Raw genomic sequence first — 25,568 nt, forward strand, 5'->3', positions numbered from 1 at the left:
CGTGCTTTCTTATTTCATTTTTAGCGCTGTACTAAGTTCAGATGTTGCACCGAGTTGATCCGTTACATTTGCAGTTAGAGATGCTACTTTTGTTGTTGGTTTCCATGAAACATTCGCTTCGCCTTGTGCATTAGTCGTAGCAACGATTGAACCTATGTAAATTTCTGCCTCATTTGAACTCGCTAAACGATTGCCAAATAATTCAACTTGATAACGCTGGTTTGGTTGCCCTTTTACAACCACATTCACTTGTCCTTTCGAGAAACTCAATTTCGGTGCTTGAATTGCTTGGTTGGGCTGCGCATTACAGCCTTGCTCATTTGGCTGTTGGCAAGTTTTCTGTAAATTTGCAGGATCAATCTTCACACCATGCCCACGAGAACCCACAAAATGTGCATGTTCTAAGCCCGGAACATCAAAAACTATCGCGCCTAAACGTTGATTTGGAACACAACTCCCACCTGCCTCACAGCGTTTAATATCTTTGGCGTTATCCCAAATTAGATTTTTAGTCAGTGTGATATGTGCATTTGCATCTTTTTCTGAACGAATGGCGATTCCTATACGATTGCCATGCACTTTGTTGCTATCCAAAATATTGCCATCACCCGTCAAGTTAAAACCATTTGAGTTATTGGTGAGTTCGTTGTAGGCGATATAGTTACGTTTACCCCAGTTGATTTGTAAACCATCTGAATAATTCTCAAATTTATTCCCAACCACGGCATTATCATTCCCCCAAAGAATTTCTATGCCTTGTGACGGCTCTGGGTTTGCTGAAGTTGAAATAAAATGATTATTTGCGACTAAGTTAAATGCCGCACCACGTGTTAACTCAAGCCCATCACCATTGTCTTGGAAATAGTTATCGAGCACTTTATTGTTATTGGTCGTCGTTGCAGTTGGATTGCCTTTGCCATCATCACCCGTCAGCATTACTCCTGCACCACCATAGTTATGCATAATGCGGTTGTTTTGAATGAGGTTATTACTCGCACGATTCATCAAAATACCAATACAGAAATGACGAATCTCTAAACCTTGGATAGTTACACCGTTAATGTCACGTAAAACAATTCCCGGTAAAGTTGTCGTTCGAACATTAGTACCAAATTGCCCTGCAACTGCTCCCGGACAAGCTTCTACTCCTGTGCCTTTAATATAGTTTGAACCATCAATCGCGATATGCTCACCAGTTTTGGCCCACTGTGTACCAATAATTTTTACGGGTGCTTTAATTTCTGGAAGCGGACTATTGACCTTAATTGCATAAGGTGCTTTTCCTACCGCTTGGATCAAAATTTCACTGCTTACAGTCGGCTGAGTATTTGCCTGCTCTATCGCCCAACGTAATGAGCCTTTTTCAGAATCATCTTGATAACGATCAACCACATACGTTTCTGCTGTAGCCAAACCAGATATAGCCAAACCCATCGCCAAAGTACTTAAACGTAAAGAAATCAATTTCATGTCTAACAAATCCTTTTCAATTATTGTGTCGGTTGAACCGTTTTTAAAAACTGCTTTAGTTGAGTTACATCAATTTGACCTGGTGCTGAAGCTTCGCCAATCATGCCAAAACTAAAGCTACCGCCCATATTTGCTGTTGCAATTCGGGAAATCGTTCCAAGTCTTCCCATTGACATTGTGAGCAGTGGTTTCTTGGACAACTCGCTCACTTTTAAAGTTGCATTCATCAAAGTGAAGACATCTTGTTTGCTTTGTGGCATAACTGCGATTTTTAAAATATCTGCCCCAAGTTCATCTTGTTTTAATAAGCGTTTAACGATCTCATCTTCACTTGGTGTTTTTTGGAAATCATGATTCGACATGACGATCAGTACATTTTTATCATGCGCCAATTTCACGATATTTTTGACAATCTGTTGGTCACGAAACATTTCAACATCCAACATGTCCATAAAAGGATGTTTTAAATAAGCTTGGTAAGTTTTTCCATAATCAACATCGCTAATCGTTAGCTTGCCACCTTCGTTATGCGTACGAATCGTCGCAATCATAGGCTTATTGCCTAGAATCTGTTTTAGCTCCTGACCCAATGCAATCACTTGTTTATTTTCATTCGCAAAATCAAGTAAATCGATACGAAACTCAGCCAAATCTACATCTGGATTTGCCGCAATCACTTTTGCTTGTGCCAAAGCCTGTTCTTTCGTTTTCGCTGTGATCGGTACAATTGTTTTAACAGGGGATTTCGCCAACTCAGCCAATTGAACTGGGCTATGCGTATTTTCTTGTGCCTGTGTCATTTGAACCGCAAAAAAAGGGCTTACAAGCAGCGTAAACGCTGCCAGTGTTTTCATTTTCATCTTCATCATCCTTAATGGATTGCCCGTCTTTCCCAAGACAAAGCAATCTTTCGTTATTAACTCTTAAATATCAAAAAACACAGTTTCATCTTCACCTTGAATACGGATATCAAAGCGATAAACAATTTCACCATCTGCTTCTGTGCGTTTTGCAATCAGTGTTTGGCGACGTGTGGCCCACTCGATGCTATTTAAAACAGGATCGTTCGCATTGGCATCTGCTTCATCTTCAAAATAAATACGCGTATGCAAACCAATGTTAATACCACGAGCAAATAAAGCCACTGCGATATGCGGTGCTTGGATCGTACCTTTACGTCCTGAAACTGAACCCGGTTTTACGGTGTTAAAACTCCAGAAACCAGTTTCAAAATTTGCGCCTGTGCGTCCCCATCCATGAAAATTTGGATCAGCAGTTTTTGCTTGCGTATCAGCCTGACTTGGATAAACCCCATTGGCATCTGCTTGCCAGATTTCCAGTAATACATCTCTTAATGGCAAACCAAGTCCATCAAACACTTGACCTTCAAGACGAATACGCTCACCTTGAGTTTGCTCATTTACCAACTGATTATTGAAGTTATGTTCAAAGACTTCGATATTGGCTTGTTGAGGTAATAAACCGATATGAACATAAGGACCACCTGTCTGTGATGGTGTTTCTTTAAGTTCCTGAAAATTCCACGCGTTCATTCTGTCACTCCATTAAGTCAAATCATTTTCAAAATAAGTCGCACGACGACCACGAAGATGAATATCAAAGCGGTAGCAACGGCTATCTGATTCAATGAAATTATTTTTGTCTTCCAACGCGATCAAAGCACGGCGTTGATCCTCAGATGGAATGGTTTTTAAAATTGGGCATGAGTCAATTAAGGTATCGCCTTCAAAATAGAACTGCGAAATCAAACGTTGTGCCCAACCATCAGCTATAAGAGAAAAATGGATATGTGCAGGACGCCATTCATTGATACGGTTACGCCAAGGATATGGGCCGGGCTTAATGGTACGGAAAATATAGAATCCATTTTCATCAGTTAATGTACGACCACACCCACCAAAGTTCGGGTCCATTGCACCAATAAACTTGTCATTTGGATGACGATAGCGACCCGATGCATTGGCCTGCCAAACTTCTAATAAGGCATTTTTTACAGGGCGACCAAACTGATCACGCACGTAGCCATGAACAATAATCCGCTCACCAATCGGCAGACCTTCTTTGGCATAATTCAAAATCAAATCATTGTCTTTAGGCCCAAAAATACTTGGCTCAAAATGCGGTGAAGTCACCTCAGTCAATGTTTCATTAATCGAAATCAATGCATTCTTTGGCGAGCGTAATACACTGGTTTTATAGCCCGGTGTATATGCTGGCGGATGATCCTCTGTATCGCGTTGCGGATATGCACCCAATGTGTGATTTAACATGACTGTCTCCTTAATCTTTTGCTTGTACTGAAATGGGTTGCACATCTATTCCAAGCTCTTTGAACACTTCTTCAGCCATATGCATGGCCGCATTTGCGGCTGGTAAGCCTGCATACAATGAACTATGTAAAATCAGTTCTTTAAGCTCATCCTTGGTCACCCCGTTGTTAAAACAAGCACGTAAATGCATTCTCAATTCATCTTCTCGTCCCAAAGCCAATAAAATGGCGATGGTGACTAAACTACGGGTGTGGCGTGGTAAACCTTCACGTGACCACACTTCCCCCCAAGCGAAACGACTAATAAAATTCTGGAAATCTTGATTAAAATCATTCAGGTTCTCTAAAGAACGACCGACATGTTTTTCACCAAGTACTTCTGTACGGACTTTGAGTCCTTGTTGATAACGCTGCTCATCATTCATTGGCGTTGTCCTGATATCGAAAGATTTAAAGTTAGGTTGCATCTGTATGAGCAACTAAAGATTTCACAAAGATTGCGACCGCAGCTGCTGTTGCAGGGATCATTAAGAGGCTTAAAATCGCGGTAAATGACCAATCATTACCTAATAAAACTGCGCCAATCCAAGCTCCAAATACTGCTCCAAAGCGACCAATACCTGTCATCCATGCCACGCCTGTTGCACGGCATTGAGTAGGATAAAAGCGAGCACTTAAGGCAGGCATAGACGATTGCGCACCATTGATTGCAATACCTGCGCACAATACGAGAATGGCCAATAATGTTGGATTACTAAGGCTTTGCCCAACCGCCACTGCAAACAATCCAGCAATAAAATAGAAACCTGAAATAATGCGATTTGGATTAAAGCGATCCATTGCCCAACCAATAAACAAGGCACTCAACACGCCACCAAATTGGAATAAGCCACCAATAAATGCTGCACGCTCCATAGTCGCACCTGTTTCACGCATCAAAGTTGGCAACCAACTGGTGAGTAGGTAAATCACCACTAATCCCATGAAATAAGTTGACCACAACAAAACTGTGCCTTTGGCATATTGCTTAGAAAACAGCATGCCAAATACATTTTTCTTTTCTGCAACAGCAGATTGCTCTTCTGGAATATGGAAGCTTTCAGCACGCTGTACTTTTTCAGGTGCAATATGATTCAGAATGTTACGTACTTTCTGAGAGTCTTTACCTTTGACGATTAGGAAACGATATGATTCTGGCAAAAGTACAATCACCAATATCATGAGGATTAATGGAGAAACTCCCCCGACCAAAAATAGACTGTGCCATCCAAATGTTGGAATTAACCAGCTGCTAATGAAGCCACCAATCGCCATGCCAAGGTTATAACCACAGAACATACAAGTGACGAGCAAAGAACGGATTCGTTGCGGGCAATACTCTGAGAATAATGTGGTTGCATTTGGCATTGCAGCGCCTAAACCAATACCCGTTAAGAAGCGCAATATAACTAAACTATTCAGATCAGTTGCAAAAGCAGACGCCAAAGTAAAACCACCAAAGATCAACATTGAAATCGTTAAAACGATTTTGCGACCAAAACGATCCGCAGTTGGGCCTGAAACCAATGCACCAATGATCATCCCGCCAAGTGCAGCGCTCATTACAGGACCGAGTTGAGAACGATCAATTCCCCAATCCTGTGCTAATGCTGGTGCAATAAAACCCATCGCAGCAGTATCGATTCCATCTACAAATACAATGAGAAAACAAATGATTGCAATCATCCATTGATACTTGCTTACTGGTGCATCATTAATCAGTGCCTGTGCATCCATACTGTTTTTTGGGGCAGCAAATTCCTGTGCCATAGTTGCCTCCTTGTAGGCGAATTCCTTTCTAACCTTTGCGGTTATATTTTTTGAATAAACTTAGCCAATGCCTGATTGAAAACTTGGGGTTGTTCAATATTGGACAAATGAGACGCTGCCAAGATTTCAAGTTGACTGTTTGCAATAGACTGATGCATGAACTCTGCATCATGAACCGTAGTAACAGGATCAAATTGACCTGCGATAATTAAAGTTGGGATTTGAATCAAGCTCAGCTGTGATTGCACATCTGCATTTGCCAATGCTCTACAAGAGTTGGCATATCCCTGTGCTGGTGTAACCGCTAAGCTCTGAATTGTTTTTTGAGCCAGAACATCATGTACATAATCAAAATGTTCACTAAACCAACGGGTATGTGTCGTTTTCACGATGTCTGCTAGACCTGTTTGTTCAACACTATCTGCCCGCATATTCCATGCGTCGGCTGTACCAATTTTGGCAGCAGAGTTCGCAACGGTAATACTATGAAAACGCTCAGCATGATGGATCGCTAATTCAAGCGCTGTGATGCCACCCATTGAAATTCCACAAAAATGGGCTTTTTCAATTGTTAAGGCATCTAAAATATCCACCACATCTTCAGCAAGATTTTGCAAAGTTGTATCGGCAATTACATCGCTACCACCATGCCCACGCGTATCATAAGAAATGACTTGATAATGCTCAGCAAAAGCTGCAACTTGTGCTTGCCACATCCCATGATCAGTACCCAAAGAATTTGAGAACATGAGTACAGGTCCATCTTGCAAACCCGATGTTTGAACAGCCAATTGATGGCCTTGACGATTGCTTATTTTGATCATCATGCCGAATCTCCTTGTGCTGCTTTTAGTACTGCATCAATCTGTAATTGGATATTGCCCAAGTAAGTTTCAGGTTTGAAAATCTCATTCAGTTCACTTGGACTCAAATGTACGTTGACTTCATCCATCTCGGATAATGTGATTTTTAAATGCTGTTGCTGATTAACGGCTTGCTGACAAGCTTGCTCAACTAGTTGGTGCGCATTCAATCGCCCGATTTTAGTTGCAAGTGCCATCATCACCGCTTCAGCCATAATCAATCCATTGGTACATTCAAGGTTGCGCTGCATGGCATCAGGATTGACTTGCATATTTTCAAGCACGTCAGTAGTCCGCTCTAATGCACCTGCACATAACTGAAAAATTTCAGGAATTGCCAACCATTCCGCGTGCCAAGCACCTAGAGCTCGCTCGTGCTCTTGCACCATACTTTGATAAACACTAGCCATCAGTGCTGGTATGCGATTTGCAGCTGCAAGAACTGAAGCTGCTGCAACAGGATTTCGTTTGTGAGGCATTGTCGATGAACCACCACGCCCTTTCGCTGTCGGCTCATATACTTCTGCAATTTCTGTTTGCATCAGCAATGACCAATCTTTAGCCATTTTTCCTGTATTCCCAACAATGATTGTGAGCGTGGCAGCCATTTCAGTTATACGATCACGCTCACCGTGCCACGTACATTCAGGAACAGTTAGATTTAACTCAGCTGCAAAAGCTTGAACGACTGCCGAGCCTTGATTTCCTAAAGAGGCCAATGAACCCACTGCGCCACCTAACTGAGCTGTTAGAACTCTAGATTTCATAGCTTGTAAGCGATCTAAATCACGTTTAAATGCTGCTGCCCAACGCGCAAATTTATGACCCAAAGTAATAGGTAATGCCTGCTGCAACCATGTACGCCCGATCATGACTTGATTACGATATTGCTGTGCCTGTTTAATCGAAATGCGATAAGCAAATTGCAATTGTTTTTCGATCAATAGCAATGCATCACGGCACTGCAAAATCATCGCTGTATCAATAATATCTTGGCTAGTCGCACCCCAATGCACATATCGAGAAGCATCTTGATCTTGTTGTTTTACGATTGCTGTAAATTGCTTCACAAAAGGAATTGCAATATTTCCAGCCAAACCTGACGCAACGGCTAAATCATCAAAATCAATAGCTTCTAATGCATTTTTTGCAACTTGCTCGATGATCGTTGCAGCAGATATCGGAATGACTTCAACCTGCGCCTGAGTTTTTGCTAAAGCAACTTCAACTTGAATCATGTAGTTCAACAAAGCACGATCACTAAAAATGTCCGTGACTTCAGGCTGATAAAACAAGCTGGCATATAACTGGCTCATATCAAACCTCACTCAACACGTTGAATAATGAGCGCAATGCCTTGCCCTACACCAATACACATCGAACACAATGCATACTGTCCTTGAATCTGCTCAAGCTGGTTCAATGCGGTGGTGACTAAGCGTGCGCCTGACGCTCCTAACGGATGACCTAAAGCAATCGCACCACCATTCGGATTGATACGTGCATCATCATCTGCTAAACCTAAATCACGAGTTACCGCTAATGCCTGAGCTGCAAAGGCTTCGTTTAACTCAATCACATCCATCTGCCCTAGTGTCAGATTGGTCTGTTGCAGTAATTTCTTAATTGCAGGTGCAGGCGCAAATCCCATAATGCGTGGTTCAACACCCACTGTAGTGGCGGCAATAATTTTGGCGCGTGGTTTCAGTTGATATTCAGCAACCGCTTCATCTGAGGCAATCAAGAGTGCTGCTGCACCATCATTGATCCCTGATGCATTACCTGCTGTAACGGTTCCATCGGTCTTTACCACACCTTTGAGTTTAGTTAAGGCTTCAATCGTGGTTGATGCGCGTGGATGTTCATCGCTATCCACCACAATCGCATCACCCTTACGCTGAGGAATGATAACGGGCACGATCTCTTGTTTAAAAAAGCCTTTGGCTTGCGCTGCTGCAGTACGTTGTTGGCTCACCAAGGCAAACTGGTCTTGATCGGCACGATTGATATTGAATTGTTCTGCCACGTTTTCAGCCGTTTGTGGCATGGTGTCTACACCATACATTTGTTTGAGTTTTGGATTGATAAAACGCCAACCCATGGTGGTGTCTTCAATCTTTTGACTACGTCCAAATGCGCTCTCAGATTTACCCATCACGTATGGGGCACGGCTCATGCTTTCCACACCACCTGCAATGATCAGGTTTGCTTCATTGGCTTTGATCGCACGCGCTGCCATGGCAATCGCATCTAAAGATGAGCCACATAAACGATTCACTGTAGTAGCAGGCACTTGATAAGGTAAGCCAGCCAATAATGCAGACATACGCCCCACGTTACGATTGTCTTCACCCGCTTGATTGGCACAGCCGTAAATCACATCATCTACTTGTTGCCAATCCACCGTTGGATTTCGTTGTATTAGGGCTTGGATTGGTATCGCACCAAGATCATCTGCACGTATAGGCGCTAAACCACCTGCATAACGACCAAATGGAGTACGGATGGCATCAATGATATAAGCGTTTTTCATAGTCTTACACTTCCATATTTCAATCTGTTGTGACCACTGCCACAAATTGCGGGTTCAGTCATCCTTCCTTTGCGTAAGTAATGCCTCACTTTTGACAGGGCAAAAGTGACAAAACCCATTGTTGAACAGAGGAGGCTTCCTTGCCTCCCTGTCCAACGGACGACATCCATGTCGCCTGTCACGATAGTTAGTTACTGGAAAAAATCTAAATATAAGTGAGTAAAAAACTGCATTTAAACCATTCCAATCCATATTTCACGGTGGCGACATGGATGTCGCCTCGTTACTCAGCACAACACGGATGTTGTGTCTGAGTAACAAAGGATTTTTGTTACTTGTTATCCTTAAAAAGTAAGGCAATGCCTATACAAAAAACTTTCGCTTTAACCCGTAATTAGTGGCTGGTCAACATTATCCCTGCGTCGCATCAATCAACTGAGCACCTGTCAAAGCTTGTAATTCTTCAAAGCTCAGACCATCCACTTTTTCAATCACCTTTAAACCTTCTGTGGTCACATCAATCACACACAGATCGGTATAAATACGATCGACACATTTCAATCCTGTTGCTGGATAAGTGAGTTCTTCAACGATTTTTGGCTCACCTTGTTTGGTGACATGATCAGTCGTGATAAAGACTTTCTTAGCACCAACAGCTAAATCCATTGCACCACCTACAGCAGGAATGGCATCGGCTGCACCTGTGTGCCAATTGGCAAGATCACCGTTGGCTGCAACTTGGAATGCACCGAGTACCGCAATATCCAAATGTCCACCGCGCATCATGGCAAATGAATCGCCATGATGGAAAAAGCACCCACCAGTCAGCATAGTCACGTATTCTTTACCTGCATTAATCAGTTCAGGATCTTCTTCACCTTTGGCTGGAGGGGGGCCAAAGGCCAACAAACCATTTTCAGAATGCAGAAACACATCTTTATCGGCTGGTAAGTATTTTGAAATCTTGGTCGGTAAACCAATGCCTAAATTGACATAAGCTCCATCAGGAATATCTTGTGCAACACGTTCAGCAATCTGGTCACGGTTGAGTTTTTGATAGCTCATGTTGTTCTCCTTATGCTGATACAGGTGAAGTGGCTTCAACGGCAACTACATGTTGGACAAAGATGCCTGGGGTAATGATGTGCTCAGGATCAAGCTGACCCAGTTCAACCACTTCAGAGACTTGAGCGATGGTGACATCCGCAGCCATCGCCATGATCGGTCCAAAGTTACGTGCAGATTTATTGAAAACCAGATTGCCCCAACGATCGCCTTGATAAGCTTTGATCAAAGCAAAGTCGGCTTTGATTGGGTATTCCAGTACATAGTCTTTGCCATCGATATGACGAGTTTCTTTGCCTTCCGCCAATAACGTACCGAAACCCGTTGGGGTGAATACGGCACCTAAACCCATGCCTGCGGCTTGGATACGGCAAGCGAGATTGCCTTGTGGGACGAGTTCTAATTCGATCTTACCTGCATGGTAGAGTTCATCGAACACCCATGAATCAGACTGACGAGGGAAAGAGCAAATGATTTTACGGACTGCACCTGTTTTTAGCAGTTTGGCTAAACCATAATCGCCATTGCCTGCATTGTTATTGACAATCACAAGCTCTTTTACGCCCAGTTCAATCAGACCATCGATAAGTTCAGCGGGTTGTCCTGCTGTTCCAAAACCGCCTATCATGATGGTTGAGCCATCTTGGATTTGGGATAGAACCTCGGTCAATGAGGTGTTACTCTTATCAATCATCTGACTACTTCCTGTACTATGAATTACTCAATTTTTCATCCTGAAAACCGATGAAACTAAGCTGAGTATTTTGTTCGGATTTCTAATATTTATTCTTGATAAGTTTTCGTTAGAGTTCTACAGCACAAAGTTCATTTTGTTCGATTATTATTTTTTATGTTCGATGATCGAACATTATCCAAGTAAAACAGTCGTGTTTAGATTAGAATAAATTTTAGAAAATGATTTTTTGAATGAAAGAGCACATTATGGAAAATGATCAGAATAAAGAGCCAAAATTGATTCATCATTCTGAAAATAAAAAAACGATTCGTCATGAAGACTTTATTGCAGGAATCTCAAAAGGCTTGGCGATTTTGGAATGTTTTGGACCTGAACGACATCGCTTAAACATGAGCACTGCCGCTGAAAAAACAGGCATGACACGTGCGGCTGCAAGACGGCATTTACTGACCTTGGAATATTTAGGTTATTTGGATTTTGATGGCCATTATTATTATTTAACCCCTAAAATTCTAAAATTTTCAGGTGCTTATTTAGATGGCTCTCCACTACCAAAAATTTGCCAGCCTTTATTAAATCTACTTACTAATCAAACCTCACTCATCTATTCAGTTATGGTTTTAGATGGTTATGAAGCAATTACGATAGCGCGAAGTGCAGCACACCAACAAACAGACAGAGTAAATCCATATGGATTGCACTTAGGTAATCGCTTACCTGCCCATGCGACTTCTGCTGGAAAAATTCTGCTTGCCCATCTAGATGACGAAGCACAAAAACAATGGTTAGAAAAATATCCACTTAAACGTTTAACCAAATATACGCATACTGAGAGTGAAATTTTTTTAAAGTTATTACATGAAATTAAAGAACAGGATTGGTGTTATTCATGTGAAGAACATGAATTGGGCGTACATGCTGTTGCAGTACCGATTTATGATGCAAATGCCGATGTCGTTGCTGCCCTAAATATTGTTTCACCTACCATGCGTACAACAAAAGATTATCTCATCACTCATATTTTGCCATTATTACTAGAAACAGCACGTGATTTAAGACAGGTTGTTTAGATAGAGTTATTTCAAAATAGATATTTTTTCTCTGCTCGTACTTATAGACATTTATGTTTTAGTCGCTTTTAAACCAAATTTATTTTAGATGTTAGCCACGTCTTTTAAGTTTCCAAACAATTGTTTCATTGAGTAAGTTTATTTTACTTTTCGTTAAAAAACTTATTTCTAAATGATACAAATCAAATGCAATGATAATAATTTTATTTAAATCATTACATTATATTAATCCAAGTAATTTACTCAATAAAATCAAGATATTTGCTCTTATTATTGATGCATAGTATTTTAAAACGCACATGAAAAATAAATAAATTTCATACTCAAAGTTATACCAAACAATAAAAGAGAGATATAAAAATGATTGAATGGTTACAGAGTGAATTGCAACATAGTCCCGAAATATTACTGTTCCTGTCTTTAGCAATTGGCTTCTGGATTGGTCAGTTTCAATTCGGAAAATTTCAGTTTGGCGGTGTTGCAGGATCACTCCTTGTTGCAGTGGTATTAAGTCTGATAGGCGTTCCTGTTGATAACGGTGTTAAAGCAATTTTATTCGCATTGTTCATCTATGCGGTTGGTTTTGAAAGTGGTCCGCAGTTTTTCAAATCTCTTGGACCCCAATCGATTAAAGAAATTTTACTCGCGGTATTCATGGCAGTTTGTGGTCTTATTACCGTACTTGTTATGGCTAAAATCTTTAATTTGGATAAAGGCTTAGCCGCAGGTCTGGCTGCTGGTGGTATGACTCAGTCAGCTATCATTGGCACCGCTGGTGATGCAATTTCTCGTCTAGACCTCCCCCTAGCCGAAATTCAAAAGTTACAGGCAAATGTAGCGATCGGATATGCAGTGACTTACATCTTTGGTTCGCTTGGCGCCATCATCATCTGTGTAAATATCTTGCCTAAATTTATGGGAAGAGAAATTCATGATGATGCATTAAAGGCACAATCAGAACGTTTAAAAGGTGCTTTCGAGCTTGCCCCAGGCCAAGAATTAGCAATGCCTGAAATCGTTGGGCGTATTTATAAAGTAAAGCAAGCCAATGGCATCGCAATTGCAGAACTTGAAAAAACACAACCGAGTATCACAGTCGAACGGCTTAAACGAAAAGATCAATTCATTGATGTTGCGCCAGAAGTAACGTTACAAACAGATGATGTCATTTTAATTGTAGGTCGTCGTGCAAGTGTAGTTTCAATCTCAGAGCATATTGGTACTGAACTTCAATCATCTCAAGGTATGGAGATGATTATGGATACCTCAGATGTAATTTTAAGAAATTCAAAATACATAAATCGAACGTTGGGAGATATTAAAGCCAATACACCCGATTATTTGAAACATGGCATCTATGTACTTGCAATCAAACGTAATGATGAATCTCAAACATTGAGTGACGATACCATTTTAAAGCAAGGTGATTTGATTACTGTTTACGGCACAAAAAGTGATTTAGATCGTTTAGTAAAAGAGGCAGGTAAAGCACTGCCTGAAAGCTTAAAAACAGATTGGATCTTTCATGGGGCTGGCTTAGTGGTCGGTCTCATTGTTGGCTTATTTGTTGTTCGCATTGGTGGTGTTCCTCTCACGCTCGGTGCAGGTGGTGGTGCATTACTATCTGGTCTTTTATTCGGATGGTTACGCAGTCGAAATCAAGTACATGGCAATATGCCATTAGCAGCTTCACAACTGTTAAAAGATCTTGGTCTGGCAGGTTTTGTTGCAGCCGTTGGACTTCAATCTGGCTTACAGGCCATCCAAACCATCAAAGAAAGTGGCTTATCGCTTTTCATGATCGGAGTCGTTGTTACACTCGTTCCTCTTATTCTTTCAATGCTTTTTGCCCGCTATGTTTTACGTTATGACAATGTTGCAGTCATGGCTGGTGCACTCTCTGGTTCACGAAGTGCAAACCCTGCTTTTGGGGGCGTCTTAGACAAAGCTGGTAATTCTATTCCAACGGTTCCTTTTGCGATCACTTATGCCCTCGCAAATGTATTTCTTACTTTGTTAGGCCCATTAATCGTGGGTTTAGCTTAAAAACTAACAGTTATAAACATTTTAATCGCTTCACTATAATTAAGGAGACTTCCCATGGGGAACGTTGATTACACTAAATATTCAAAACTGAGTCCATTCGAGCTAAAAGATAATCTAATTGAGTTAGCGCAAAGTAGAACCGATCGCCTTATGCTCAATGCAGGTCGAGGAAATCCAAATTTCTTAGCAACGATCCCCCGTCGAGCTTTTTTCCAACTTGGTTTATTTTCAACCACAGAATCAGAGTTCTCTTTTTCTTATATGCCAGAAGGTCTTGGTGGATATCCACGACCTGTAGGTTTGCAATCACGCTTTGATAACTTTGTGATGCAGAATCAAGATAAACAAGGTGTTATTTTCTTAGGAAAAGCTGTTTCTTATGTTCGGGATCAACTTGGTTTAGATCCTGATGCTTTCTTGCTCGAAATGGTTGAAGGAATTTTAGGTTGTAACTATCCCGTTCCAGACCGAATGCTACGTATCAGTGAAACGATTATTAAAGAGTATGTTCTGCGTGAAATGGGCATACAAGGTATGGCCAAGCAAAACCTTGACTTGTTTGCTGTTGAAGGTGGGACAGCAGCGATGGCCTATATTTTTAACTCATTGAAAGAAAATAAAATCATTTCAAATGGCGACCGTATTGCAATCGGAACACCGATTTTTACGCCATATTTAGAAATTCCAAAGCTCAACGACTATCAACTTGAAGAAGTATTTATTGAAGCTGATCCTAAGCTCGGCTGGCAATATCCAGAGTCAGAACTTAGAAAATTAGAAGATCCTTCAATTAAAGCATTCTTCTTGGTGAACCCAAGTAACCCTCCTTCAGTAAAAATGAGTGATGAAGGGCTAGCAATCTTGGCTGATATCGTTAAAAAGCGCCCCGATTTGTTGATTTTAACAGATGATGTATATGGTACTTTTGCAGATAACTTCAAATCTTTATTTGCAATCTGTCCTGACAATACGATCCTTGTTTATTCATTCTCGAAATATTTCGGTGCTACAGGCTGGCGTTTAGGTGTGATCGCGCTCACCAACAATAATATTCTTGATAAGAAGCTTGCAGCATTATCGAAGAAAGATAAAAAAGAGTTGGAAGAGCGTTATTCTTCACTCACAACAGATCCTGCAAGTATTAAGTTTATTGATCGTTTGGTCGCAGATAGCCGAAATGTGGCATTGAACCACACGGCAGGCTTATCGACACCGCAACAAGTCCAAATGGTGCTATTTGCATTATTCAATATGATGGATTCACGTCAAAGTTATAAGAAAGCCGTTAAATCTGTTGTACGTGAACGTGATGCTGCGCTGTATCGACAACTTGGTGTGGAAGTTCCTCAAGATCCAAATGCCGTTGATTACTATACTTTAGTAAATCTGGAAAATACGTCTCGCACGTTATATGGTGATGAGTTTGCAGATTGGGTCATGAAAAATAAAAATCCGACCGAGCTATTATTCCGTGTAGCTGATGAAACAGGTGTGGTTTTACTTCCTGGATCAGGTTTCGGCGTTCTGCACCCTTCAGCTCGCGCATCCTTAGCAAACTTAAATGAATATCAATATGCAGCGATTGGTGATTCTTTAAGACGCTTTGCTGAAGAATCCTACCAAGAATACCTAAAAACCAAGAAAGGCAAAAAATAAGCTTTTCCTGTCCATCGAAATAAAGCCACAATTTAGTGGCTTTATTTTTGTATGTATCTCAAAAAGCAGTTCACATCACATTCACATTTCAACTTTTAAGATAAATCTAAAATGGAATGAGATCATCAACATGAAATTGCTCAGAACGCTCGCAGTCTCGACACTGACCTTACTTTCTTTGGCTGCTTGTAAAAGTGTACCGAGTTACACCGCTGATTATGAAAAAGCTAAGAAAGAAATTACGGGAATCATGTTAGATGATCAACAAGCTCAAAAAATTGGTCAAAACTTTGTTGCAGCTTTCAATACGATGGGAACTGAAAATTTTGTCAAAAACGCCAGTCAACTTTATGCAGATCAATTATTTATCAATGACACACTTTCCCAATTCTCAAATAAACAGGATCTCATCAAACATTTCGAAGGTATGAATGAACACGTCAGTAATGTGTCCGTGACATTAATAAGTGCGACTCATAAACAAGACTCTGCATATATCCATTGGCACATGGTCTATGACTTTAAAATGTTTGGTCGGACAAAAACCATGTCTTCGTATGGTATTAGCCAAATCAAAATTAATGAGCAAAAACTAATTATCTTTCAACAAGATTTTTGGGATCCTGCAAATGGTTTATATCGCTCACTGCCATATGTCGGAAGTGGCTATTCTTTGACCTTGCCGTTCAAAAAATAGTATAAAATTCAGCCACAAAAAAGTGCAGAATAAATTATGGACAATCATTCATTATTAAAACGATTAAATAAAATTGAAGGTTTAATTGTTTTAGCTTTGGTCGATACCTTCGATGGTTCTATTTTAGAAACCATTGGTGATGAGTTCTTTAATATCGATCTTGCCGCTGCTGAAGGTGCAAATTTATTTAATTACCAAAAGCAATTAATGAATGAAATTGATCCTAATGATTTTCTAGAAAGTGTTTTGATGAGTACTGACAATCAGTATCACATCATTACTCCGCTAGAAACCAACCATGGCCTGTTTTTATATGCGGTTTTAGATCGTGAGCATACGAATTTAGGCTATGCACGTCATGAAATTCAAAAATTAGAACGTAATTTAAATTTCTATACCTATTAATTTTGAAGATTAAAACAGCTATAACCAAATAGGCAGCAAATATTGAGGTGGTGAATGAATACTCGTTTAATTTCGATAATGACTAGGTTAAGTATTTTATTTGTTCTCATACCGATTAAATTTGCACATGCAAATATTCAAATCTGCAAAACAGCTCCACTATTAGCAACGAGTAAAAATGTGGGTTCCGTCAGTTATTATGCAGAGAACTGCCATCAAAATTGGGAAAATCAAAATATTCGCCTAGATTTCACTTATACTCAGAATATTCCAGAATGGGCATTTAAACGGGCTGCAACACATTTCCTGAAAAAGAATGTGACCAATTTTTCTAATAATTCCGTTCTAAATCAAATTACTGAATTATATAAGCCTGTAAAAAAAGGTGATTTATATTCATTAAATTATAATCAGCTCAATAAAACATTAAGTCTTTCTCTCAACCAAAAACCATTAGGTTCAATTACCGATCAACAAGCCAATCAATACTTTAAAATATGGTTTGGTAGTTCTCCATTTAATGCTAAATTAAAGCAACAACTACTAAATCAATAACTTGATCAAACGATTATGAGCAATCAATTTATTCTTATGGTCGAAGACCATTACGAACTTGCCGCTACGGTTTGCGAATTTTTAGAGGAACATGGTTTCGTCATTGATCATGCACGTAATTTAGATGCAGCACGTAATTTTCTAAAAACTCAGCCCTACCATCTCCTATTACTTGATATTAATCTACCTGATGGTTCTGGATATGATTTATGCGAATGGCTCAGAACGGATCAAGGTAAAGACATTCCTATTTTAATGCTCACTGCACGAGATACCTTGGATGACAAATTAAAGGGCTTTACTGCTGGAACAGATGATTATTTAGTCAAACCTTTTGATTTTAATGAGCTTGTAATGCGTGTCAAAGCATTGATCAAACGTTCATTGGGCGAAGTATCATCCAGTAAAATCCAAATTCATGATCTCATTCTAGACAGTTCAACTCAAACTGTCACTCGTGCGGGTCAAGCGATAGAATTACCGCGTATTCAATTCAAACTACTTAAAATCTTGATGAGAAACTCACCCAAAGTCATTACAAAACAAGAAATTATTATCGAACTCTGGGGGGATGAAGAACCTGAAAGTGATGCGTTACGCAGCCATATTTATAATTTAAGAAAAATGGTCGATAAACCTTTTGAAGAAAAGTTAATTCACACCATTTCAGGTGTTGGGCTTAAAGTTGCTTTCGATGCTGAAGCGCATTAATTGAGATACACAACCACGATAAGACCCGTTGTATTGTCAAGTTGTAGATGTGGATGTGTGGTTAAATAATATTGTCGATCAAATAGTTCGACTCTCCACCCTAACTGCGTACAGAGTTTTTGTACCAGTTGTAATCCTATTCCATGACCTTTTGCCGTCAGCTGCAATTGAGAGCTGCTTAGTTCCTGAACCTTAGAATCATTCGGCATAGTAATGCCAATCCCATTATCTGCGATCACAATACTGTTCTTGCGTTGAATGATATGAATATCTGTACCTTGAGAATAATTCAATGCATTTCGTAGGATATTACTTAAAACCATTTTAGTCATCGAAGGATGAATCAATCGCGGAAACTCATGTGGGTCATATTGCACCTTGATTTCCATTCCTTTGGTTTGACTGACTGGCTCTAAGTCATTGACTAAATCTTGAATAATACTCGACAGTAGCATCTGTTCAGTAGTCAGCGTATTGGTGGTATTTCTAGCAATTGCTAATAAGGTGTCAACCAAAAGCTGCATATCTTCAATGGTATTTGAAATACGATTCAATGATTTATCATTGCCATATCGTGCCTGACAAAGCTGCACATTGCCTTTGAGAATGGTTAAAGGTGTACGTAATTCATGACTCACGTCACCTGTAAACTCTCTTTCACGATTGATAAACTCGCTCAGCACTTGATGATATTTTTCTAAAGCCTGTTTTAAATACTCAGCCTCCATATTACCATTGGTATTTATACCTAAAAATGGCGAGGCTTCTTTGTTTTGATGCGCCCAATCAATATGTTCTAAAGCATTTGCCAAACGTGTGATCGGAGAAAAATAGCGACGCGCTCTGCGATTCGACCACCATAAAAAACTGTATAGAACAATCAAACTAAACATGAGTGGTGCAAGACCAAACATCCAGACGATTTTATTGACATTACTTTCGCCGAACACCAGCAGCACATGCTGCCCTTTTCGCTCTCCGTAAACCGTCATCCGTTCTTTACCATCGACAAAAATTCGGTGTACGCCCTGTTGTAAGACTTGATTTTTAAATGCTGGTGGTGGGGTTTGAGTTTCCCAACGATAACCATACAGATTTTTGGTATCTGGTAAATCTGCATTTGGATTGCGATCAACTCGCATCCAATAATGTTCCATCTCTTGCTCAAGTGCAGTTTTAAGTAACGAACCTTTGATTACCCATGCACTACAAGCAATACCGATGATAATTGAAAGTGCGATCAACCCAATTTGCAGCCAATAATGACGATTAAACATCTCCGTGAGTGGATGTGTACTTGCCTCATTATTTTTGCTTTTCAACATAGGTTGACCGTTCAATAGAATCTATTTTTAATTATACTGTTTTCTTTTTGAACAGGAAGTGTCCAACGACCCACTCTTGTCCTTGTTCAAAACCAAACAATTCAGCACAAGCCATAAAGAAAATACGCCAACGTTGCCACCATGCTTCAGCATCTTGGCCATAGACTTGTTCAAACAATGGTTTTAATTGCTCACTGTTTCGATCCATATTTTCCAACCAAGCATTCGCTGTTTTTTCATAATGTGTGCCTGACCACTGCCAATGCCGTTCAAGCTCTAAATGCTCCTGAAAATGCAAAAAAGTTGACGTCGCAGGCATTAATCCACCTGTAAAGAAATAGCGTGACATCCAGTCATATTCACTTTTTATTTCAAATGGATAATGTAGGAAGCGATGGCAAAAAATATGACACCATAATAAGCCATCTGCTTTTAACCAAGATTGTATTTTGGCAAATAGCCGTTGATAGTTTCTGACATGCTCAAACATTTCAACCGAAACGACCCGATCGAAAGAATTTTCCTGTAACTCCAGTACATTCACGTCACAGGTCAACACATCAATATTATTCAAACCACGTTTTTCAGCTTGCGCCAAAATGTGCTGACGTTGCGTAGCTGAATTAGACACTGCGGTTATTTTTGCGTTGGGATATTGCTCAGCCATCCATAATGTCAATGAACCCCAGCCACAACCAAGCTCTAGAATCGATTGACCATCATTTAATTGAGCACGATCACTATAGATTCTGAGTGCAAACTCCTCAGCTTCATCTAGTGATGTTTTGTCATGTGGGAAAAAGCAGGCGCTATACTTTAGTCGCTTTCCTAGAACAGCCTGAAAAAAAGCCGTTGGCAGTTCATAGTGCTGTTCATTGGCTTTGTCAGTTTCGATGGCAATTTCACTGTGCTTCAGCATGTTGAGCACATCCATATAGCGCTGAGCACCTTGTTCAGGATCATAGCGTCCTTCCTGAATGAGGCGTTTTTTACTCAAGGCGCGTATGGCTGCACGAATCGCTTGATCTGGCACCAAACCGCTTTCTACAAGTTTTAATGATTTATGAATAATAAAGTCCATGAGCGTACCTACTGTTTGGGCTTCCACGGAATAAACATAGAAGTTCGTTTTTGATAATCGGAATAATTTTTTCCACGATTTTTTAATGCTTGTTGTTCACTGAATGGAATACCTGTGATGTAGTACAAAAATAACCACATCAATAATGGATAAATCCATAAACTATATAATCCAGCTGCTAAACCTAAGATCGGATAAGCAAACCAATGCATCCATTCAAAAAAATAATTTGGATGCCGTGAGTATCTCCATAATCCTTGATCCATGGTTTTGCCATGATTGCTTGGATTTTGCTTAAATCTATATAGCTGTTGATCTGCAATCACTTCACCAACAAATGCAATCATCATGATCATGCCAGCGATAATCACATAATCATTCGTTTCGACAGTCCAAGCAGCTTCAGGCACATTCAACAAGCTCCACATCGGAATGCTAAATAAAATAGCTAAACCTGCTTGGAACATAAAAAAAGTAAAAAAGCCCAAATGCTGATATTTTCCCATCGCTCGGCGCATGTTGGCATAGCGACGATCTTCCTCATCCTCAGCCAAATAACGACGCAATAAATGCCAGCTCAATCTCAGAAACCAAATCGAGCTAAAAATACCAATAAATAATCTAATTTGTATCGGTGCTAGCTCAACCCATAAAGCGGTAATGAAAATATTGAGCGCAATACAAAAACTCCATGCCACATCAACAATGCCAGCACGATGATTCTTTGTTGCCCATAACCAGCATAAGCACATCACCACCACATCAAGTAAAAACAATTGCCATATCATAACTGCCTCCTTGATGTCTAAAGTTTATCTATAATTAATAAGGGCTTGCTTCAAATAATAGGTGTACATCACTGATCACGCCTTCTTTGAAGCCACCTTCGCAATAACAAAGATAAAAATCCCACATACGAATGAAATTCTCATCAAAACCTAAAGCTAAAACCTGCGATTTTGCTTCTAAAAAACGCTCACGCCATTGATGAATGGTTTCTGCATAACTCAAACCAATATCTTCAAGATGTTTTAAACGTAATCCCTGCTCAGAAGCAGCTTGTGTGAGCACGCTAATACAAGGAATAAAACTACCAGGGAAAATATAGCGCTTAATATAGTCCACCGTGTTAAGTGCTTTCTTATAACGAGCATCTTCGATAGTGATGGCTTGAATTAAGCCCAAACCATTTGGTTTTAACAATGATCGGCACTTGTTGAAGTAAGTTGATAAATATTGCTCGCCTACTGCTTCGATCATTTCAATGGAAACTAGCTTGTCAAACTGACCTTCTAATAAACGGTAATCTTTTAACTGAACTTCAACGCGATGGCCTAATCCCGCCGCTGCAATACGCTGAGTCGCTTCGTCAAATTGTGCTTGCGAAATAGTAATCGTCGTCACTTTACAGCCATAATGTTGAGCTGCATAAATTGCAAAACCGCCCCAACCACTCCCAATTTCTACCAAATGATCCATCGGTTTTAATTGAAGTTTCTGACAAATAAGTTCTTTTTTATAATCAGATGCTTGTTCCAATGTCATATCTTTATTTTTATAGACTGCACTGGAGTACATCATCGAAGAATCAAGAAACAATTTAAAAAAATCATTGCTTAAGTCATAGTGTTCCGCGATATTTTTACGACTACCCGTTAATGAATTCTTTCTAGTTTTATACCAAGCTTTAAGAATCATTTGGCTGGCTTGAGAAATAACGTTTTGATTTATTTTGTCTAAAACATGACGATTGCGTGCCAAGATTTGGATCAGCTCGACCAACTGTTCACTGCTCCAATAGCCTCGAATATAGCCTTCAGCTGCACCTAGAACACCGTTTTTAAAAATCAGTTCGATTAGATCTTTATTATGAATATCTATCGTTGCTTCTAAATCAGATACCTCACCGACAGAACCATTCCATTCTCCACGAAAATGAATTTGGCCATGACGGAGCTTCATCAGACTTTTTAAAACAAACGGCAATGAATCCTGTTCACCGAAAATAAGCGTTTTCATCATTTTCTTCTAAGTCCTTATCTTTTTTAGGGTGACGATAAAATGGAACCTTCTTTCGCCATAGATTAAAAGCTTGTATATAAATCGAAGCCAACATCTTAAAAGGTTCAAAGACATGATGAATAGCATAGCGATTTAGTTGTGAAGGAACTGTGATGTCCTCTAGCTCATAGAGCATCGTTGCATCAAAAATCAGCTTTTGAGACTGATAAAGCTGCATATAAATCACATTTTGCTGATCTGAAAAATTAAATTTCCATTTATATTGAATATCCATCGGCATAAATGGAGAGACATGAAATGCCTTTTCAAAATCAAACTGAAAACCCTGATATTGCTGATGATCAATAGATTTTTGCTGACAATCATGCACATACACTTTTGTTTCATTCCACGGCGTATTAGTGATTTCACTTAAAATAAATTGTGGTTCATAACGAGCATTAAAAACGAAATAAAAAACCACGGAGTTAAAGCGAAAACCTAAGGTTCTGGGTAATGCCAATACTCGAATATGAGATTGCGCCGATAAAATCGTATCGTTTTGCTGCAAAATTATTTTTTTGATTTTTTCCCGCATATTTCCCGTGTAGCCTTTTAAAAAATCATCCTCATTTAGTATTAAAACATTCCAAGCTTTGGTTGAACTTAGTTTAGATTCTTTAAAATGTTGTTCAACTTGATCAGGATCAAAATATAAATAGCTCAGACATGACTTAAAATCATGTGCTTTAGGAAAAAAACGGCGATGACGAATATGCGCTTTTGCAATCGCAAGCGAAGGTTGATGCATTATGCCACCTCCAATTGCTCTACCATCTCTAAGATTTGTGCGACAACACGTTCAGCACTTCTCGCTCCATCCTCATGAAACCCCCAGCCCCAATAAGCACCACAAAAAGAGCTACGATTTCTGCCATTAATTTCAGACCACTCTGATTGTGCGGCTATCGCTTTTTTATCAAATACTGGATGACGATAATGGCGTTCTACGTACACTTTTCCTCTTGAGATCGGCATATTAGGATTGAGTGTTGCAAAAATCTGTGTCTTACACGCTAAATTTTGCAAATTATTCATCCAATAGGTAAAACCATAGTGAATTTGATCGTTATTGCTATTTTTCTTAGTAGCATCTAAAGCAGTGACATGCACATGCCAACTTGCCCATTGCGATTTACGTTTCGGCATAATCGAAGTATCGCAATGCACCACCATTTTATTATCTTGATAATCAAAGCAACCGAGAATCTCTTGCTCTGCCGCACTCGGCTGATGAATGAGTTTCAAAGTATCATCGGCATGACTAGCAAAAATCACCCAATCAAATTCCTCTTCTTCTTGCGCTGATACAATCGTCACCGAATCTTCTGTTCGAAGGACTTGTTTAACTGCACCATGCTTCCACTGGATGGATGGGCTTTGTGCTTGAATGGCTTGAATATAACTTGCTGAACCACCCTTCACAGTTTGCCATTGTGGACGTTCTTTTAACTGCAACATTCGATGATGTTGAAAAAAACTCACCACAAATTTATAAGGAATTTTTCCAACCTGCTCAACTGGGCTAGACCACAGCGCACCACACATTGGATAAAGATGTTCTTCTCTAAAAACTTGTGAATAATCATTACGATTCAAATAATCTTCAATGGTCAAATGTGGTTCATAAGCAGCCACATCAATGTCTTTGTTTTCTTGATAAAAACGCATCAAATCAGACAACATGATTCGAAAATTTGGATTTATAAAATTCTGTGGTCGGGTCAATAATGACCATTTCTTTGAAGGGTTATATTGCAGACCAGTCACTAAATTATTGACTGAAAAACTCATATCACTATTTTGAGCTTCAACACCTAATTGATTTAGCATTTCAGTAAATAGAGGATAGTTATATTCATTAAACACAATGAAACCACTATCAACAGCAACTTTCTGATGATCAATCCATAAATCATGCGTATCAGTATGCCCACCAAAGTAATTTTCTTTTTCAAAGACAGTAATTTGATGATGTTTAGACAATTTCCATGCCGCATACATTCCAGAAATACCAGAGCCTACAATTGCAATTTTCATGAAGACTCCCGACTTTGAACTTTAGTTGTGTGGATTTTTATGCTTTCACGTTGTTGGTGATATTCTGTGTAAATACGTTGTGGTACAGGTTTTATTCCCCAGACCAAACCTGTGTAAGACATTATTTTTAATAGATAATATGTAACATCAATTTGCCACCAAAAGAAGCCTTGACGGGTACTCCCTGCATAATAGTGATGGTTATTATGCCAACCCTCACCTAAGGTGATAATTGAAAGGAATAGATTATTTCTACTGTTATCTTTGGTTTCGAAATCGCGCCGCCCATATAAATGGGCCAAAGAATTGATGCATAAGGTCGCGTGAATCAGTAACACTGTCGAAATTACAAATCCCCAAACTAGTAACTGAGGTCCTGACGTTCCTAAATTGGGATAAGCAACATTCAGCCAATTTCCAAATAAATAGATTGCTAAGGCAGTGAACAATACCACAGGTAAACTGAAACGATCGAGCCAAACAATTTCAGGAAACTTGAGCCAATCTTTGATGACTTCTTTTCGTGTCGAGAAATTCTGTTCATTTAAAAACCAACCCACATGGCTATACCAAAAGCCATGATGAGATGAATGGGGATCATGTTCAGTATCCGTAAAACGATGATGATAGCGATGATGCGCAGCCCACCACAAAGGCCCTCGTTGGGCACTCATTGTTCCAATTAAAATAAACAAAAACTGAAAAGGTCGAGAGGTTTGAAATGTTTTGTGCGATAGATAACGATGAAAAAAAGCAGTAATTGCAAACATCCTGATGAAATAGAACATCAGCATGAACATGACAGCAAACCAAGAAACTCCAACCCAAAACACAGCAAGACATGCCAGATGCAATAAAATAAACGGTATGATTCTCAACCATTGAATTTGAGTGTCTTTTACGTGATGTGAAATGTCAGATTCATTTGTCTCTAAAGTTTGCTTGAAGGACCAACTATCTACCCATCGCAGAAGAAATTTAAACATTGATTCTTCCTGACCCATTATTTTTTTATCGTTATCATGTTAATAAAAATGATATGAAATTTATGTGAAGCTTGAACCGATCAAGTCTGTCACTTGTGCTTCATCATAATATAAAAATGCAAAATAAACATAAATTTAAATGTAGTAATGAGTAAAGCCTAACTCACGTCAGCTAGGCTTTATTTTTTTATTTGTTTTCAATTACTGG

The 25,568-nt window shown here is 39.6% G+C and carries 25 protein-coding genes; 7 read left to right on the forward strand and 18 right to left on the reverse strand.

Features of this window, described 5'->3' with window-relative positions; genetic code table 11:
* Nucleotides 1–9: 9 nt before the first annotated feature.
* The 11 genes from F959_RS11390 to F959_RS11440 form a co-directional block, all read right to left on the reverse strand.
* Nucleotides 10–1,470 carry a right-handed parallel beta-helix repeat-containing protein gene (locus F959_RS11390; protein WP_004880299.1) on the reverse strand — a complete coding sequence of 487 codons (1,461 nt, stop codon included), beginning with the start codon at nucleotides 1,468–1,470 and terminating at the stop codon, nucleotides 10–12.
* Between the two features lie 20 nt (nucleotides 1,471–1,490).
* Nucleotides 1,491–2,324, reverse strand: a complete 834-nt coding sequence (gene aroD / locus F959_RS11395) for a type I 3-dehydroquinate dehydratase (RefSeq protein ID WP_162098222.1) — start codon at nucleotides 2,322–2,324, stop codon at nucleotides 1,491–1,493.
* 69 nt (nucleotides 2,325–2,393) lie between these two features.
* Nucleotides 2,394–3,023 carry a protocatechuate 3,4-dioxygenase subunit alpha gene (pcaG, locus tag F959_RS11400; protein WP_004880301.1) on the reverse strand — a complete coding sequence of 210 codons (630 nt, stop codon included), beginning with the start codon at nucleotides 3,021–3,023 and terminating at the stop codon, nucleotides 2,394–2,396.
* 12 nt (nucleotides 3,024–3,035) lie between these two features.
* Nucleotides 3,036–3,761: a protocatechuate 3,4-dioxygenase subunit beta gene (gene pcaH, locus F959_RS11405; RefSeq protein WP_004880302.1), complete on the reverse strand. Its 726-nt coding sequence runs from the start codon at nucleotides 3,759–3,761 to the stop codon at nucleotides 3,036–3,038.
* 10 nt (nucleotides 3,762–3,771) lie between these two features.
* On the reverse strand, nucleotides 3,772–4,185 hold the full coding sequence (gene pcaC / locus F959_RS11410) for a 4-carboxymuconolactone decarboxylase (RefSeq protein WP_004880303.1): 414 nt from the start codon (nucleotides 4,183–4,185) through the stop codon (nucleotides 3,772–3,774).
* Nucleotides 4,186–4,216: 31 nt separating this feature from the next.
* Nucleotides 4,217–5,569, reverse strand: a complete 1,353-nt coding sequence (locus F959_RS11415) for a 4-hydroxybenzoate transporter PcaK (protein ID WP_004880304.1) — start codon at nucleotides 5,567–5,569, stop codon at nucleotides 4,217–4,219.
* Nucleotides 5,570–5,610: 41 nt separating this feature from the next.
* Nucleotides 5,611–6,396: a 3-oxoadipate enol-lactonase gene (pcaD, locus tag F959_RS11420; RefSeq protein WP_004880305.1), complete on the reverse strand. Its 786-nt coding sequence runs from the start codon at nucleotides 6,394–6,396 to the stop codon at nucleotides 5,611–5,613.
* Nucleotides 6,393–7,748 (reverse strand): 3-carboxy-cis,cis-muconate cycloisomerase, encoded by a 1,356-nt coding sequence (gene pcaB, locus F959_RS11425; RefSeq protein ID WP_004880306.1) that lies wholly within the window; start codon nucleotides 7,746–7,748, stop codon nucleotides 6,393–6,395. Before pcaB ends, pcaD begins: the two co-directional genes overlap by 4 nt.
* A gap of 8 nt (nucleotides 7,749–7,756) precedes the next feature.
* Complete coding sequence (gene pcaF / locus F959_RS11430) at nucleotides 7,757–8,965, reverse strand: 3-oxoadipyl-CoA thiolase (RefSeq protein ID WP_004880307.1); 1,209 nt, start codon at nucleotides 8,963–8,965, stop codon at nucleotides 7,757–7,759.
* A gap of 411 nt (nucleotides 8,966–9,376) precedes the next feature.
* Nucleotides 9,377–10,030: a 3-oxoacid CoA-transferase subunit B gene (locus F959_RS11435; RefSeq protein ID WP_004880309.1), complete on the reverse strand. Its 654-nt coding sequence runs from the start codon at nucleotides 10,028–10,030 to the stop codon at nucleotides 9,377–9,379.
* 10 nt (nucleotides 10,031–10,040) lie between these two features.
* Nucleotides 10,041–10,724, reverse strand: a complete 684-nt coding sequence (locus F959_RS11440; protein ID WP_004880311.1) for a 3-oxoacid CoA-transferase subunit A — start codon at nucleotides 10,722–10,724, stop codon at nucleotides 10,041–10,043.
* Nucleotides 10,725–10,972: 248 nt separating this feature from the next.
* On the opposite strand from F959_RS11440, the gene pcaU reads away from it, so the two are divergent.
* From pcaU to F959_RS11475, 7 genes are all read left to right on the forward strand, one after another.
* Nucleotides 10,973–11,797 carry an IclR family transcriptional regulator PcaU gene (pcaU, locus tag F959_RS11445; RefSeq protein ID WP_004880314.1) on the forward strand — a complete coding sequence of 275 codons (825 nt, stop codon included), beginning with the start codon at nucleotides 10,973–10,975 and terminating at the stop codon, nucleotides 11,795–11,797.
* 360 nt (nucleotides 11,798–12,157) lie between these two features.
* Nucleotides 12,158–13,843 carry an aspartate-alanine antiporter gene (gene aspT / locus F959_RS11450; RefSeq protein ID WP_004880316.1) on the forward strand — a complete coding sequence of 562 codons (1,686 nt, stop codon included), beginning with the start codon at nucleotides 12,158–12,160 and terminating at the stop codon, nucleotides 13,841–13,843.
* A gap of 54 nt (nucleotides 13,844–13,897) precedes the next feature.
* Nucleotides 13,898–15,499 carry a bifunctional aspartate transaminase/aspartate 4-decarboxylase gene (locus F959_RS11455; RefSeq protein ID WP_004880318.1) on the forward strand — a complete coding sequence of 534 codons (1,602 nt, stop codon included), beginning with the start codon at nucleotides 13,898–13,900 and terminating at the stop codon, nucleotides 15,497–15,499.
* A gap of 130 nt (nucleotides 15,500–15,629) precedes the next feature.
* On the forward strand, nucleotides 15,630–16,196 hold the full coding sequence (locus F959_RS11460) for a nuclear transport factor 2-like protein (protein ID WP_004880320.1): 567 nt from the start codon (nucleotides 15,630–15,632) through the stop codon (nucleotides 16,194–16,196).
* A gap of 36 nt (nucleotides 16,197–16,232) precedes the next feature.
* Nucleotides 16,233–16,601 carry a roadblock/LC7 domain-containing protein gene (locus F959_RS11465; RefSeq protein ID WP_004880321.1) on the forward strand — a complete coding sequence of 123 codons (369 nt, stop codon included), beginning with the start codon at nucleotides 16,233–16,235 and terminating at the stop codon, nucleotides 16,599–16,601.
* Between the two features lie 78 nt (nucleotides 16,602–16,679).
* Entirely contained in the window at nucleotides 16,680–17,156 is a 477-nt protein-coding gene (locus tag F959_RS11470) for a chalcone isomerase family protein (RefSeq protein WP_227499192.1), read from the forward strand.
* A gap of 15 nt (nucleotides 17,157–17,171) precedes the next feature.
* Nucleotides 17,172–17,867, forward strand: a complete 696-nt coding sequence (locus F959_RS11475) for a response regulator transcription factor (RefSeq protein WP_004880325.1) — start codon at nucleotides 17,172–17,174, stop codon at nucleotides 17,865–17,867.
* On the opposite strand, the gene F959_RS11480 is transcribed toward F959_RS11475, so the two are convergent.
* Genes F959_RS11480 through F959_RS11510 form a run of 7 tightly spaced genes read right to left on the reverse strand, consistent with a single transcriptional unit; the run spans nucleotide 17,864 to nucleotide 25,360 of the window.
* Nucleotides 17,864–19,192: a sensor histidine kinase gene (locus tag F959_RS11480; RefSeq protein ID WP_004880327.1), complete on the reverse strand. Its 1,329-nt coding sequence runs from the start codon at nucleotides 19,190–19,192 to the stop codon at nucleotides 17,864–17,866. The two genes, F959_RS11475 and F959_RS11480, sit on opposite strands and share 4 nt — an antisense overlap.
* Before the next feature lie 31 nt (nucleotides 19,193–19,223).
* Entirely contained in the window at nucleotides 19,224–20,273 is a 1,050-nt protein-coding gene (locus F959_RS11485) for an SAM-dependent methyltransferase (protein ID WP_004880329.1), read from the reverse strand.
* 8 nt (nucleotides 20,274–20,281) lie between these two features.
* Nucleotides 20,282–21,061, reverse strand: coding sequence for a DUF1295 domain-containing protein (locus F959_RS11490; protein ID WP_004880331.1), 780 nt, complete (start codon nucleotides 21,059–21,061; stop codon nucleotides 20,282–20,284).
* 34 nt (nucleotides 21,062–21,095) lie between these two features.
* On the reverse strand, nucleotides 21,096–22,295 hold the full coding sequence (locus F959_RS11495; RefSeq protein ID WP_004880333.1) for an SAM-dependent methyltransferase: 1,200 nt from the start codon (nucleotides 22,293–22,295) through the stop codon (nucleotides 21,096–21,098).
* On the reverse strand, nucleotides 22,270–23,085 hold the full coding sequence (locus F959_RS11500; protein ID WP_004880334.1) for a DUF1365 domain-containing protein: 816 nt from the start codon (nucleotides 23,083–23,085) through the stop codon (nucleotides 22,270–22,272). The genes F959_RS11495 and F959_RS11500 overlap by 26 nt, the downstream gene beginning before the upstream one ends.
* The gene (locus tag F959_RS11505) at nucleotides 23,085–24,374 is read right to left on the reverse strand and encodes an NAD(P)/FAD-dependent oxidoreductase (RefSeq protein WP_004880337.1); all 1,290 of its coding nucleotides are present in this window, start codon (nucleotides 24,372–24,374) and stop codon (nucleotides 23,085–23,087) included. The genes F959_RS11500 and F959_RS11505 overlap by 1 nt, the downstream gene beginning before the upstream one ends.
* A complete protein-coding gene (locus F959_RS11510; protein WP_004880338.1) occupies nucleotides 24,371–25,360 on the reverse strand; it encodes an acyl-CoA desaturase in 990 nt (329 codons plus the stop codon). Before F959_RS11510 ends, F959_RS11505 begins: the two co-directional genes overlap by 4 nt.
* Nucleotides 25,361–25,568: the final 208 nt, after the last annotated feature.

It is taken from the genome of Acinetobacter venetianus RAG-1 = CIP 110063, assembly GCF_000368585.1.
In the GTDB taxonomy this organism is placed as follows: domain Bacteria; phylum Pseudomonadota; class Gammaproteobacteria; order Pseudomonadales; family Moraxellaceae; genus Acinetobacter; species Acinetobacter venetianus.

Excerpts from the sequence above, each read along its gene's own strand:
- F959_RS11510 (WP_004880338.1), bottom strand. The coding sequence starts at position 25,360 with ATGTTTAAATTTCTTCTGCGATGGGTAGATAGTTGGTCCTTCAAGCAA.
- pcaG (WP_004880301.1), bottom strand. The coding sequence starts at position 3,023 with ATGAACGCGTGGAATTTTCAGGAACTTAAAGAAACACCATCACAGACA.
- F959_RS11495 (WP_004880333.1), bottom strand. The coding sequence starts at position 22,295 with ATGATGAAAACGCTTATTTTCGGTGAACAGGATTCATTGCCGTTTGTT.
- F959_RS11490 (WP_004880331.1), bottom strand. The coding sequence starts at position 21,061 with ATGATATGGCAATTGTTTTTACTTGATGTGGTGGTGATGTGCTTATGC.
- F959_RS11470 (WP_227499192.1), top strand. The coding sequence starts at position 16,680 with ATGACTAGGTTAAGTATTTTATTTGTTCTCATACCGATTAAATTTGCA.
- F959_RS11440 (WP_004880311.1), bottom strand. The coding sequence starts at position 10,724 with ATGATTGATAAGAGTAACACCTCATTGACCGAGGTTCTATCCCAAATC.
- F959_RS11435 (WP_004880309.1), bottom strand. The coding sequence starts at position 10,030 with ATGAGCTATCAAAAACTCAACCGTGACCAGATTGCTGAACGTGTTGCA.
- pcaF (WP_004880307.1), bottom strand. The coding sequence starts at position 8,965 with ATGAAAAACGCTTATATCATTGATGCCATCCGTACTCCATTTGGTCGT.
- pcaU (WP_004880314.1), top strand. The coding sequence starts at position 10,973 with ATGGAAAATGATCAGAATAAAGAGCCAAAATTGATTCATCATTCTGAA.
- F959_RS11460 (WP_004880320.1), top strand. The coding sequence starts at position 15,630 with ATGAAATTGCTCAGAACGCTCGCAGTCTCGACACTGACCTTACTTTCT.
- aspT (WP_004880316.1), top strand. The coding sequence starts at position 12,158 with ATGATTGAATGGTTACAGAGTGAATTGCAACATAGTCCCGAAATATTA.
- F959_RS11485 (WP_004880329.1), bottom strand. The coding sequence starts at position 20,273 with ATGGACTTTATTATTCATAAATCATTAAAACTTGTAGAAAGCGGTTTG.
- pcaD (WP_004880305.1), bottom strand. The coding sequence starts at position 6,396 with ATGATGATCAAAATAAGCAATCGTCAAGGCCATCAATTGGCTGTTCAA.
- F959_RS11390 (WP_004880299.1), bottom strand. The coding sequence starts at position 1,470 with ATGAAATTGATTTCTTTACGTTTAAGTACTTTGGCGATGGGTTTGGCT.
- F959_RS11455 (WP_004880318.1), top strand. The coding sequence starts at position 13,898 with ATGGGGAACGTTGATTACACTAAATATTCAAAACTGAGTCCATTCGAG.
- F959_RS11475 (WP_004880325.1), top strand. The coding sequence starts at position 17,172 with ATGAGCAATCAATTTATTCTTATGGTCGAAGACCATTACGAACTTGCC.
- pcaC (WP_004880303.1), bottom strand. The coding sequence starts at position 4,185 with ATGAATGATGAGCAGCGTTATCAACAAGGACTCAAAGTCCGTACAGAA.
- F959_RS11505 (WP_004880337.1), bottom strand. The coding sequence starts at position 24,374 with ATGAAAATTGCAATTGTAGGCTCTGGTATTTCTGGAATGTATGCGGCA.
- aroD (WP_162098222.1), bottom strand. The coding sequence starts at position 2,324 with ATGAAAACACTGGCAGCGTTTACGCTGCTTGTAAGCCCTTTTTTTGCG.
- F959_RS11480 (WP_004880327.1), bottom strand. The coding sequence starts at position 19,192 with ATGTTGAAAAGCAAAAATAATGAGGCAAGTACACATCCACTCACGGAG.
- pcaB (WP_004880306.1), bottom strand. The coding sequence starts at position 7,748 with ATGAGCCAGTTATATGCCAGCTTGTTTTATCAGCCTGAAGTCACGGAC.
- F959_RS11415 (WP_004880304.1), bottom strand. The coding sequence starts at position 5,569 with ATGGCACAGGAATTTGCTGCCCCAAAAAACAGTATGGATGCACAGGCA.
- F959_RS11465 (WP_004880321.1), top strand. The coding sequence starts at position 16,233 with ATGGACAATCATTCATTATTAAAACGATTAAATAAAATTGAAGGTTTA.
- pcaH (WP_004880302.1), bottom strand. The coding sequence starts at position 3,761 with ATGTTAAATCACACATTGGGTGCATATCCGCAACGCGATACAGAGGAT.
- F959_RS11500 (WP_004880334.1), bottom strand. The coding sequence starts at position 23,085 with ATGCATCAACCTTCGCTTGCGATTGCAAAAGCGCATATTCGTCATCGC.